Genomic DNA, 13,156 nt, shown 5'->3' with positions numbered 1-13,156 from the left:
AGTCCAATAAAAACCAAATATATTGATACATAATTTTGTGTTTATTATACCATCTATTATTGCAACAACAGAAGATGTATCTTGCTCCATTCTTTTAAATATCGCAAAATACAAAGTAGCAATCATGCTCCACAAAACAAAAGGAATTAAAGATTTTTGTATTCTTTTTTTGAGAAACACTCTTGTTCCATATTTTTCTCTGTAATCAATTGTAGTAACACCAGTAATCATAAAAAACACTGGAACAGCAAAGTAAAAAATACACTCAATAAAATTGGCAGAAATCCAGTATGATTCATAACTAAATTTCCAAAATGCATTATTAGTATGAAGAATAACCACAGACAAACAAGAGATAACATTTAAAACATCAATATAATATTTATATTTTTCTTTCATCTCATCATTTTCAATAAGTTCACACTTATTTATTCCTCCTTCTACATATTATTTTCTTCATAATTATTCTCGGAAAAAATGTAATCATCTTCCCAATTTTATAACTCCACGAAGATTCAATCTCATATTGTTCTATTCTTTTTAAATATTCTTGCTGTTTCTCTTCTAAGTACTTTATATATGAATTCAATCCATCCAATCGAAGCCTATGATCTTCTAGTTGCTCCCACTGTTTTTTGTTTGTTTCCATCAAATTTTCTTCTAAGCGTTTTATATATGAATCCAATCCATCCAATCGCAATCTATGATCTTCTAATTGCTCCCATTGTTTTTGATCCGTCACCATTAAATCATTGTCCACATGTCCTATCAGCCAATCGATCCTTCCGTTTAAACTGTCATACTCAAACTTCCTACGTTTTTTTTGCATTTTCTCTAATCGATCGCTATAAGTACATGCCATATCATAATCTGAAACTTCGCGTTTTGGAATCGGATTCTCTATTGCATTTTTTAACCAGCTTATGCACCGTTCTTTCTCTTTTTCAAGTAAAACATTTACATTTTCATAAGAAATCTCTTTATTTTTTAGCAAAAGTACTTCTAGTTTCTCTTCTGAATCTATAATCCGCTCTTCTAAATGCAATAATTTTAATAACGAATAGAAACGACTGGCTCCTCTGTCTTTATTTATATATACCGCAAATGGTTTATTAAAAATAATTGCAAAGCAAACTCCATGGAATGAATCCGTCATTACAAATTCACAATTTTTTATATGCGCCAGCAACTCTTCATTTCCTAAATTGCTTAATGTTGGTATATTCCACATCCATTTTAATGTATCTTCCTCGTTCCATACATCTGAAGCTGCATAACTTTTTAAATTTAATATTTTTTCAGCCAAATGCATCAACTTTTCTTTCTCATCATTCGGATCAAGAATATATCCAAAAATAGACGGATTCTTATTTAATCTTTCTTTTCCTTTTTCAAGCAAATCCTCCCAGCTCTTTTTATCACATAAAAAGACCGGATCCAAAACCCACTCAGCTGATACACCAAATTCCTCTTTTGCTAATTTTATCCCTGTTTTTTCTCTCACAGAAAAACAATCAAACTTTTGCAAAAATAAGAAAGTCTTTCTTTCTGTTCCTGACTTCCAGAAAAATGGTCTTTTGCAAATGAGGCTGCATAAGCAATTTTTCTTTTATTATTATTTACCCATTCTAAGTCTGCATACCCATCCAGAAGCTGAAACATTTCTCCAGTAAATAATTGATCCGAACCCACAATGAAAGTGTCACAATAATTATTAAATTCTCTTTGTCCAGGATATCCATTCTTCGCAGGTAAAATAGCATATTCCGGATATGGTATTTCTTTATATCTACAATATTTGTACGTCGGATCCCATTCACTTCCTTTCGGTTGCGATAACATAACTGGAAAATATCCCATATTAACCAATGTCCTGTAAAGTGCATAATAAGTCAATGCACCTCCACAGTTTATATTCATCCAAGGACCCACGATTCCTATTTGGTATTTATGTGCAAGCGCACATTTGACAGCATTAATAAAATCGCCTTTCTTATATAGATGCTCAAAATATCTTCTACTAATATTTCCTTTTATTTCATCATGAATTCGGTTATCAACAAGCCATTCAACCGGTGTTTCACGATACAAAGAAATATTTTTTAATATTTTTTCAAACAATTGATAACCTTTTAAACTATTAATGATAACTGCACTGGTTCCACCATCATCATCGAGCATCGCATCTCGTTCTCGTATTCCCCAATAATCTCCTAACGTAATATCAGACACATGTGGTAATTCTGCAAACTGACACTCATAGCAACAATTTCTTAATATCAATTCACTGTGAAATCCTTGCTCATACTCATTCAGTTCATATTTTTCCATTATTCTTGTATTATCTTTATAATTCAAGAACATATTCCTAGAACTATTTCTCCACCCTTTTTCTTTCGTTCTAAATTCTACTGATTCAACTTCTTTTTTTTGAGAAGCATCAATATAATCCCGAAGCATTTGATATGATGGAACTCCATGGCACAACGTGTCTATTATAAAAACTCCTTCACCCTCATCTTTATCTAACACATTTTTCAAAGCCGCAGCCTGGCAGGGTGTGCCACTAAATAACACCAACCTATTCTCTGCTCTTAGTTTTTTAACTTGTCTATAAACTTTTCCTATATCGCTTTGAACATACTTAGATTTTCTCAATCGTCCTAATTCTTCTATACTTTCTATTTCTATATGGGATACTTTACAATCATCTCCCATCGCTGCTCCAACAACAGCACCACCACATCTTAAAATTTCCTCCGCAAAAAGAGTAAATGCACCTCCTGAAGAACTCTTTTTTCTTACTTCATCATTTGCTTGTACAGCATAGCATTTAAGAATCTTATCTTCTTTCTCCGGTAAGTTCAGTACCGGACAAGCTTTTCTGCACATATCACATTGGATGCATAATGTATTATTAATGAATGGACTTACAAAACCGAGTTCACCAGGTATCATCTCAATTGCCCCAACAGGACATACGTTATCACATGCCGCACATCCTGTACAAAACTTATCAGAATCTTCTATTTCTTTTAATAAAAAATTTTCCTCGTTTTTATATTCAACCATAGTTCACTCTCTTTCTAATACTATCCGCTTTTACAACCATCCTAAAAGCAAAAAATACAGCCATGCTAAATTGTACTTAAAATTAGGCAATTCTCCCATTTTTATTCTCTTGCTTAACTTCCATAACCTTCTTTTTGTTTTTTTAAATCTCTCAATATCATCTTTTCGATATGGATACATATTTCGCAAATCAGTAAAATTAAAACCAAAATAAAACTTTAAAGCACCTCTATATGCCTTTTCATTCTTTCCTCGCAGTTTGTCCAATATAATATCATATGCATCATATGCATTAAATTGACGTTTCTCCCATTTTTCAGGACTTTGTGTTAAACTGGACGGAAGGTACCGGTATTCATATAACACATCCGGTATCAAGATAATTCGATCCATTTTTTCAAGCACTTCAATAATCCACAATTTGTCTTCGTATGTATAAACTCTATCTGTAAATTTTACAATGTTTCCATATTCTCTTCTTATTTTTTCTGCATTCCATATTTTATTCCATGGATACCCTCCACCACACAAAAAATTATCCGATGCTATTTGAAATGCCATTTCAGAAGCATCCAATGTTATATCCTTATTTGTCACTTGATGATCCGTTATTTCTCCTTCGGCTGTAAAATCTTTCCATCCAAACACAATACAATCAGCTTCCGACTTTTGTATTTTTTTTAAGGCTATTTCCCATGCATTTGAAACTAATCTATCATCCGAATCAATAAATGTTAAATATTTTCCTTGAACTTGAGCTAATCCAGTATTTCTTGCCGCACTAACTCCTGAGTTTTTTTGATGAATTACTTTTACCCGTTCATCTCTCAGCCTATATTCATCACATATCTCTCCGCAATTATCTGGTGATCCATCTTCTACCAAAATTAATTCAAAATCTTTTAAAGTCTGTCCCAGTACACTTTCAATCGAACTTCTTAAAAAGGGTTCTGGTGTCTTATATATTGGCATAATAGCACTAATAAGGGGTTGATTTTCTTTCATCTTAATTTGTCAACTTTCCATCTTTTGTGAATCGATTATCCTTTTTCTTTTTATACGACGCTAAAATTGAATATCCCCAAAAATGTGTCTTTCTCAAAATATCCAATTCTTTAAAATGAATTTGATTGTAATAAAACGGTGCTTTTTCTTTTAACATAAGATCATATTTAATCAAATTATTTTTATGTTCTTTACTAACCGATATGTAAAACATAATTAAATATTGCCAAAAGCATGTTCCTAATAATAATTTGTCATAAATTTTCTTAATCTCCGGTCGTGAAACATTCTTCTGTAAATAATCCAACGAAACCTCTATTACTTTATACTGTTCCATATAATGTTTCTCAAAACCACTAAGGCTCATACTCTGTCCCACAGCTGCACGGCGATAGTAATAAATTGGTTTATCAAAAAATGATATCGAATCAGCCTGATTACATGCTTTCAAAACAAATTCTGTATCTGTGTAAAAGCAATGTTCTGTTACTTTTACTCCTCCTTTTTGAAGTAATTTTGTTTTTATTGAAAGACTGTGCATAAATGGAGCAAATTCAGGAATATCTTTTATCAGATATTTTTTCAATAAGTCACAACCAGGATTACAATCTTCTGTTGTAATAATTTTTCCCGTCTCACTATCATATGTAATATATGGAGAAATAACTAAATCACTAGGCTCACTTTTTAAATATTGGATAAATTTATTTAAAGCTTCTGGCTCATAATAATCATCACCATCTAATTGTTTAAAATACACTCCTCTTGCTTCTTTGATACCACTATTTACAGTAGAACCCCATCCCCCGTTTTTCTTCTTTATTAATCGAAAAGTATCCGGATACAATTCTTGATATTCTTGTGCAATAGCTGTCGTATGATCACCCGAACCATCATCTACAATCATAATATCCAATTCATCCAATACTGTAGATTTTAAAAAAGGATCTAAACATTCTTTTAACGTAGATTCAACATTATAAGCTGCAATTGATATCGATAATACTTTCATTTACGACCTCCACTTTTTTTCAAATACCACAACGTATACCCAATCCCATGATCTCTGACGCACTGGATACCTCCCAGAATTTTTCTGCTCCACTTCCGCTTTTCTTCTTTTTCCTGAATCGAAGCAAGCGTCATATCTCTAAGAAGTGTTTCATAATACGGTGTGCGTCTGGCATACTGCCAAAATACACTTCCAAAATCCATCTCTGGATGCTTCCATGGTTTTTCTGAGCCTGCATAATGAATGATTTTCGGATGTTTTCTGGCTTCCAGATACATTTCATTTAACCATGCCGGCGCTTTTGTTATAATCTGCTCTTTTCGTATTCCGGCATAATCGACCATCATGTTCCAGGACATATCTATATAGCGGACTCTGCCCTCGCAGAGTTTGTTCAAGATATCCTGATCCAAGAGCTGAAATTTCCTGGATGCTGCATATTGAAGCTTTTTCTCTACCGTATAGGTTGCCCGAAACGTTTCCAGGTTTATTAGCAACGTTCCGGCCTGAAAATACTGATAAGGATGTTTTAATTGCAGCACCTGATCCATGTATGCTTTTTTATTTGGCTCATAACCGTTATAGAGCCCGGCTGTATCTGCATCGTAACACGCTCCCAGCAGATAGCCGTCAATTGATTCGTTATACAATTTTGCAACATCGTCCAGTACAACCATGTCCGAATCAAGATACAAAATTTTTTTATAATCTGGCAGCAACTCCGGAAGAACCAGTCTGAAATAGGTTTCTATACTAAAATGCCCTCTGATATAAAAAGAACATCCCTGTATATACGGCGTCGGATTGAGATAGCGGATTTTAAAATTACTTTTATCCCCTATTATGAGTGAAAGAATTTTTTTACTTTTTTCCGATATATCTTGTGTCAGTACAAGGATGTCATAATTATTTTTCTGCTCCGCCTGTTCGCAAATACTTTGCAGGAGGACTGCCATATATGGAACAAATTTTTCGTTGCAGGCAGCTGCGATTGCAATATTATTTTTCTCGAACGCTGGAGATACATTTCCCTGCAAGGCAGGCTCTGTATGAAACAGGATAACTGTTTGTAAACTTTTTATTTTTATTTGTCGGGTTCTCTTAAGATGCAGATAGTAAAGCGTCAAAAGGCGTTCTCCCAGATGCCCTGGTGTTCTTCGGCCTTCTATGGAATAATCGTGCAGATTGGAGCGTTTTTCAAATTCTGACAAGATATCAAACAGCCACTCCATATATTCATGAAATAACTCCTTTTTCATGATATACATATTGCAAAAACAAGTATATTTTCCGTTCAGATATTCTTTCAGATCTTGTACATATTCCGGATGTTTTTCCTGTACAATCGAAACGATGCAGTCCAGGTCTTCTATATGAAGAGAATCCCCGTATTGATACTGTTCATAGACATTCGTCGCCTTTCCAGGCATGGATGCTACGTTTTTCTCTTCTGATATGAGCAAATCATAGGAAGTAACCACTTTCTCTATCTGTTTATCCGAGAGCCCATATTTTTCTTTTATTGCATCAGAGAATGTATCTTCCCGCACATTTCCCCAACGATCTTCCCGATATTTTTGTTCTGAAAAACTTAAGTATCTGCGATAATGAAAAAATCCGTAATAGTCTGCCTCCAGATTTTTCCAGGCCCAGTACTGCGCTGTCAATTCACAATACATTGGATTTTTCGCAGATATCTGATCCCCTGTATCATCTGAAAGCATTTGTTCAAATCGTCTTGCTGATCCAGCTGCCCCCACCTGGATTGGAATCAAAATTTTACTGTCCAGCAGGGCCGTATCTTTATGACACGCTATGAGAATTTTTATATTACTCATTGAATTTTTCTCTATTCCTCTTATCTTTATGCCAAACTGTCCATGTATTGTTTCGCTATCTCATCCACATTTCCTGCGCCTTTCACTATGCCTTTTTGAAGCCACAGCGCATGATCACAAATCTTTTGAACCGATTCAATCGAATGTGAAACATAAAGCAGCGTTGTTCCTGCTGCCCGCATCTCATTCATCCGTTTCTCGCACTTTTTCTGAAATGCATAATCTCCAACCGAAAGGACTTCATCACAAATCAAAATATCCGGCTTCACAATCGTAGCGATTGCAAATCCAAGTCTCGCCGCCATACCGGAAGAATAGTTCTTAATCGGCATATCCAGAAAATCCCGCAGTTCTGCAAACTCAACAATTTCATCGAAATGCTGTTCCATAAATTTCTTATCATGACCCAATACAGCACCGTTCAGAAATATATTCTCTCTGGCTGTCAGATCCCCATCAAATCCAGCTCCCAGCTCAATCAGCGGTGCGATGCTTCCGTTGACAGTGATTTTCCCTTTATACGGTTTCAGAATCCCGCAAATTGCTTTTAAAAGGGTCGATTTTCCAGAACCATTGACTCCAATGATTCCCCAGCTTCTCCTTTTTTTACTTCAAACGAAACATCGTTCAGCGCCAGAAACTCTTTAAACATCAGCTCATGCTTTACAAGTTTGATAAAATATTCCTTCAAATTATCGATTTTTTCCGACGCCATATTAAAGCGAATTACTACATGTTCCGCTTTTACAGCACAGTTATTCATATCCATATAGGTTTCTCCTATTTCAAGCAGTTAAATATACAGTATAAAACGATCCTGATTTTTCATAAAACACAGGGTTCCGACAATCAAAACGCCCAAGGCAACCAGACTCCCCTGCAGTATCATCCCCCATTCCGGCAGCTGCTGCATCAATACAACCGTTCTAAACTGGGTGATATACGAATAAAGAGGATTAAATGTCATAATCCCCCACCGTATTCCTTCCGGAAGCTGATTGATCGGATAAAAAATAGGTGTCAGATACATCCATCCCGTCATAAAAGCTGCATATATATACTGAACATCTCTGAAAAACACGGTTGCCTGCGACAAAAACAAACCAATTCCTGTACTAAATACATATACCTGTAAAATAATGACCGGAATAAAAAGCATATACCAATTTAAAGGAACTCTGCATACAAGCAGGACAATCAGCATAGCTCCCAATGAAAACAGCATATTCACACAGGAACTCGTGACTTTAGAAAGTGTAAAAATATATTTAGGCACATATGTCTTTTTCAGCAGTGATGCATTGCCTGTGATAGACCACATTGCCTGATTGGTTGATTCTGATACGAAATTAAATACAGTCTGACCAATAATCAGATAAACCGGATAATCCTGAATATCAAAGCGGAACATATTGGAAAAAACAATTACCATAATCATCATGATCATTAAGGGATTTAAAATACTCCACAAATACCCCAAAAAACTTCTTCGATATTTCAGTTTGACATCTCGTTCAACTAATTGCTGCAAAAGATTTCTATAGCTATATAATCCATTTAATCTTTGTCCCAATCGACCCATTTTTAAAAGCTCCTATTCATCTTACTAAGCGCCCACACCGCCGCCCGATACAGCCCATACCGGCTTACCCGCAGCAGCTTCACCGCCTTATTTCGGTTCGCATGGTAAATCTCCGGATAGTCCCGAAGTAATTCATCTTCAAACTGCATCAATGCATGCTTTACTTCCTTGCCTGCCGGAAGGCTCAGAAGTATCTTCACTCTCCCAGCTGCCACCCTGGCAATTCCATTTTCAAGATACTGTAGCTTTTCCTGACTGCATGGAAGCTTCTTTCCGTCTTTTCCGGTAAGTGTTCCACCCTGATACAGACGATAAAATGACAGCAGGGATTCCATCACCCGGTCATAATTTTCCTTATTCCTGATCATCTTCTCCGGGCTGACACTCTGTCCTTCCCGGCCGATCCGGTACTGATAGACAAAGTCCGGGATAAAGGATACGGTCTTGACCCACGGAATCGGATACAGGATGTATTCGGCATCAACGTAATAGCAGTGTTCATCGATGGAAAGCGGCATCTTCCGCAGGATCTCTGTTTTCCATGTGATTCCATGCATTTTCATGTAAATCTGGTCTGCGATTCCATCGAATCCATAGGAAATCCCATATTTCACCCCTGAAAATGGTTCTGGAATTTCTGCTTTTTTCGGAAAGGAACTTTCCTCTCCGCTTCCGTTGTCAAACCGCCAGTAGAAACCGCTGACCAGCACATCATCCCGACAGTTTTTCAGCGCAGCAATCAGATGATCCAATGCCTCCGGATCCACCCAGTCATCGGCATCGACTACTTTCATATATCGCCCCGATGCATTCTGGATGCCGCAGTTGATCCCAGATCCATGACCGCCATTTTCTTTATGAATGACACGGACAACGGTCGGATAGCGCTCCGCATATTGATCGGCAATCGCACCGGTTTGATCCCTTGATCCATCGTCTATAATCAATATTTCCAGGTATCCGGACCAATCCATACCTGGTTGAAAATCAGACATTCTTGCTGATACGGTTTGAATGCTTGATTCCGTTTCATTTCCTGTCCTGCTCTGATTTTTCTTTTTCAAATTCCGGTCTCTGCACCCTGCGCACAGTGAATCCAGGGTATATGTGATATATTTTTCTGCGTTATACGCCGGGATGACGACTGTCAGAAGCTTTTCCATTGTCTGCGACTCCTTCCGTACTCTCTTTGAGCATCATGATCTTCGGTGTCATCAGGATGAGCTTCAGGTCAAGAAGCAGAGAGTAATTTCGTATGTAAGTCAAATCCAGTTTCAGTTTGTCATAGGACGTTGTATTGTATTTTCCATAGACCTGCGCATATCCGGTCAGTCCGGCTTTCATCTTTAAGCGGTAGCAGAATTCCGGGATTTCTTTCTCGATCTCCGCCGCCAGCTCCGGGCGTTCCGGACGCGGTCCTACGATCGACATTTCACCTTTCCAGATATTGAAAAGCTGCGGCAGCTCGTCCAGGCGGGTTCTCCGAAGAAAATGTCCCACCGGCAGGATCCGGTCATCGTGTTCCGCTGCCAGTCTCGCCCCGGTTTTTGCCTCCGCGTTCTGGATCATCGTCCGAAATTTGCAGATCTGAAATTCTTTTCCGCCCTCTGTGAGACGGGTCTGCTTGTAAAAGACCGGACCGCGGTCGGTCAGGTAGATCGACAGCGCCACCAGAAGAAAGAATGGGGATAATACCACGATTCCGATGCTCGAACAGATGAAATCCATCGCCCGCTTAATAAATCGCTGAAGATCCGATATGCCATCATTTCTCGATAATAGCAGAGGACTGTCAAAGATATCTAATTCCTGGGAAGTCCGGATCAGAATGTCCGATAATTTCGGCACCGTGTAGGTCCGGATATCCTGCTCAAAACATTTCTTTAAAAGCGCATTTCGATCCTTCGCCGGAATATCTCCGATAATCAGGGCATCATATTTTTTCGCCTCTTCGAGAATGGCTTTTATGCCGACGCCGATATGAATCGCCGTTTCCAGATAATACTTGTCCTCTCTGGAATGAATCTTTTCCATCAGGTGAAAGGCCGGACGGTCTCCGCATACCAAAAGCATCCTTCTTGGCGGAAACAGAATCCTGTATATCTGCTGAAACAGGAACGTCCAGATCAGTGCAATCAAAAGCTGGACAACCGTCATCCCAAGCAGTATCCGGGGATCATGAAATTTTTTATCTAACAGAGAAATCTGAATATACGTAATCAGATTTAAAAGTCCGATCGAAAGGATCTGAGAACAGAGCAGATTTCCTTTTTTCAGGTATCCGATCCGGAATCCCCCGTAAGTCAGCAGGAAAAATAGTAATAGTCCCGCATACAGGGCAATCATCAGCCAGTTTCCTCTTCTCCAGAACGGAAATTCGATCATTTTGTTGAAATATCCGTTCCAGACATATCCATAAGCGCCAACTTCTGCCCCCATCAGGAGCAGCGCACCTATCAGACGGAACAGTCGTTTGAATGGTTCATATTGTCTCAAAATAGTTCCTCTTCTTTTTGTTTTTATTCAGGCCGAACTCCACAGAACCCAACGTGTAATTCTATTCCAGGTAATCTGCCTGTTTCTTTTTATAGGAACACTAAGCATCCTCAGAAAGCGTTCCTCTCAATTTTTTCTGATAGAGTATTCCACGCACGGATGCCGGAATCAGACTTGCAGTAACGCGGATCACGCAGTTTCGCAGATACTCTCTTCTATTTAAAAATCCACTTTTAAAAAACGTTTTCTGCAGATTCAGAGCGGCCCTGGCATAGGACAGACCGCCGCGGCGTTTGATCATCCCATTGTCCGTCCTCGCATACACCAGAATATCCGAAAGATTTTCTGCTTTATATCCTGCCTGCAAAAGACGGACCCACAATTCATAGTCCTCCGCCCCCGGAACCGGATAATAGTTTCCCACCGCCAGCACAGCTGAACGCCGCATCATGACGGCCATATGGTTCATCGGATTGCGCTTTCTGGCAAACGTTAAAATTTCTTTATATTGGCAGGGAAGTGACCGAATTCCAGTGATTCTGCCCGGCGGAAACAATTTTCCATTCATCCCACTTCCAATTTCACCTCTATCTGGCGCATTTAGGTTATCTACATTTTCCTGTTCTGGCACTTCTGCTGCGGCAAATTCTGCAATTTTTCCGCTCAGAAATCCGAGTTTTCCCTGTTCTGCTTTCTTTCCCAGCGATTTGCCCACTGCTTCTTCTGCATATCGTCTCAGCTGCTTTTCACAGCGATCCGGACAGGCAATATCATCACTGTCCATGCGGGCGATCCATTCATTTCGGCACGCTTCTACACCTGCTGCCAGCGCCCGTGCGATTCCGCCGCATACGGGAAGGCGAAGCACCTGCAGAACTCCCGGCCATTCCCGATCAATCGTCTGGATCGTTTCATCCAGCACTGGTGTCAATGGTCCATCGCATACCAGGACAAATTCATCTGGAGGAATCGTCTGATTCATCATGCTGGCTGTCGCCTGATAGAAATACGCTGGATTTTCTTTGTGATATACCGGCATCAGAACCGAATATTTCATACACTCATACTCATTATTCTGCTGCCAGCTTTGTTCCATCGTTCTCCGCTCCATGTAATCTTGTTATCTTTTTTGATGGGTTCTTTCCAGAGACCGATACCCGGCTAAAATCGTTTTCCTGGAAATCTCCTGAAAGATTTTTAGGGTTCAGGGGTCCTTTCTTTGGGAAAACTGCCTCCGGATCATCTTCCATCCGGATTGCCAGCTCTACCTGTCGTGCTTCGTTCAGCAGTTCTGCCTGAATCGTCACGATTCGTTTCCGCAGCCGCTTCCGGATGATCTTTGGCAGCATCTCACCAAGCACTCCTTCCGCCCATTCGATCTCCCCCGCGTCATTTGCCCGCACCAAAAACCGCCGGACGGTGTGAGAAGAATCCTCCCGAAGAAGTTCTTTCAGAAATTTCTCTTCCTCTTTTTTTAGGGGGACTGCCGTTCCATATGGATGCGCTTCCGAACCAGCATTCAGAAATCGACCCAGCCCCGCCAGACATTTCACTCCGTCTTCCAAAACCGGCTCATCCGCCGTGTCCACAAACACATAGCCCGGAAACATGACTTCCGTATCTACATAGTAGACACCGCCCATCCGCCAGGTCCGTTCTTTGGACAACACAAAACAAGGCTTTTCAGCCTTATCCCGATAAAAATGATTCAGTTTTTCTGCCGCTTCTGCCTCGCGTCCCACAGGTGTCTGCACCACGTACCACATACAGGCGTTCTCCCTTTCATGTTTGCGATTTTCGCAGAATATCTAGTTCTGCGAAAATCTTCAATCATTATACGATACTTTCAAGGTTAATTCAATAGAAGTTTCTCCCAAGAATCTCTTATGAAATTATTAAGTCATCATTTCTGAACAAAAATTTCTGAAATTCTCATATAATATTTCCCTTTGCTTTTGAAGTTTTTGTCAATACGGCATTTGGGTTCTGCATATAAAACCTTTTATTTTCGCAGAACTAGATATCTGCGAAATTTTTTATTCTGATTTTTCTAGCTACAAGCTATTATGTTGCATTTATGATATAAAATTTATCTTTTGAATTGGTAGACTTTTTAGACAATTTTATTGAACGATAGCACTCCACACCTTC

General features: G+C 38.9%; 11 protein-coding genes and 1 pseudogene. All 12 read right to left on the bottom strand.

The genetic code is table 11. The features are described 5' to 3' along the window. A partial coding sequence (locus DWX91_RS13040) for an acyltransferase family protein (protein WP_147354406.1) occupies positions 1 to 399 on the bottom strand: 399 nt, incomplete at its 3' end. A gap of 25 nt (positions 400 to 424) precedes the next feature. Continuing rightward, positions 425 to 1,528 (bottom strand): polysaccharide pyruvyl transferase family protein, encoded by a 1,104-nt coding sequence (locus DWX91_RS13035; protein WP_243099060.1) that lies wholly within the window; start codon positions 1,526 to 1,528, stop codon positions 425 to 427. Beyond that, entirely contained in the window at positions 1,501 to 3,072 is a 1,572-nt protein-coding gene (locus DWX91_RS13030; protein ID WP_118539145.1) for a Coenzyme F420 hydrogenase/dehydrogenase, beta subunit C-terminal domain, read from the bottom strand. The genes DWX91_RS13035 and DWX91_RS13030 overlap by 28 nt, the downstream gene beginning before the upstream one ends. Positions 3,073 to 3,102: 30 nt before the next feature. Next, a complete protein-coding gene (locus DWX91_RS13025) occupies positions 3,103 to 4,077 on the bottom strand; it encodes a glycosyltransferase family 2 protein (RefSeq protein ID WP_118539143.1) in 975 nt (324 codons plus the stop codon). A 1-nt stretch (position 4,078) separates the two neighbouring features. Further along, positions 4,079 to 5,089, bottom strand: a complete 1,011-nt coding sequence (locus tag DWX91_RS13020; RefSeq protein WP_118539141.1) for a glycosyltransferase family 2 protein — start codon at positions 5,087 to 5,089, stop codon at positions 4,079 to 4,081. Beyond that, entirely contained in the window at positions 5,086 to 6,927 is a 1,842-nt protein-coding gene (locus tag DWX91_RS13015; RefSeq protein WP_118539139.1) for a DUF4422 domain-containing protein, read from the bottom strand. Before DWX91_RS13015 ends, DWX91_RS13020 begins: the two co-directional genes overlap by 4 nt. A gap of 26 nt (positions 6,928 to 6,953) precedes the next feature. Next, a pseudogene (locus DWX91_RS13010) lies at positions 6,954 to 7,690 on the bottom strand (ABC transporter ATP-binding protein). 30 nt (positions 7,691 to 7,720) lie between these two features. Then, the gene (locus tag DWX91_RS13005) at positions 7,721 to 8,509 is read right to left on the bottom strand and encodes an ABC transporter permease (RefSeq protein ID WP_107001635.1); all 789 of its coding nucleotides are present in this window, start codon (positions 8,507 to 8,509) and stop codon (positions 7,721 to 7,723) included. A 2-nt stretch (positions 8,510 to 8,511) separates the two neighbouring features. Then, positions 8,512 to 9,483 (bottom strand): glycosyltransferase, encoded by a 972-nt coding sequence (locus DWX91_RS13000; RefSeq protein ID WP_412693908.1) that lies wholly within the window; start codon positions 9,481 to 9,483, stop codon positions 8,512 to 8,514. A 151-nt stretch (positions 9,484 to 9,634) separates the two neighbouring features. Further along, positions 9,635 to 11,005, bottom strand: a complete 1,371-nt coding sequence (locus DWX91_RS12995) for an exopolysaccharide biosynthesis polyprenyl glycosylphosphotransferase (RefSeq protein WP_107001637.1) — start codon at positions 11,003 to 11,005, stop codon at positions 9,635 to 9,637. A gap of 100 nt (positions 11,006 to 11,105) precedes the next feature. Further along, entirely contained in the window at positions 11,106 to 12,101 is a 996-nt protein-coding gene (locus tag DWX91_RS12990; RefSeq protein WP_182435085.1) for a glycosyltransferase, read from the bottom strand. Further along, on the bottom strand, positions 12,076 to 12,771 hold the full coding sequence (locus tag DWX91_RS12985) for a transcription termination/antitermination NusG family protein (RefSeq protein WP_118539133.1): 696 nt from the start codon (positions 12,769 to 12,771) through the stop codon (positions 12,076 to 12,078). Before DWX91_RS12985 ends, DWX91_RS12990 begins: the two co-directional genes overlap by 26 nt. Between the last annotated feature and the right edge of the window lie 385 nt (positions 12,772 to 13,156).

Origin of the sequence: Clostridium sp. AF22-10 (assembly GCF_003478725.1) — a bacterium.
Taxonomy (GTDB): Bacteria; Bacillota; Clostridia; order Lachnospirales; family Lachnospiraceae; genus Otoolea; species Otoolea fessa.
Note: the sequence above shows the minus strand (reverse complement) of the source record. Positions and strands in the feature narration are given on the sequence as shown.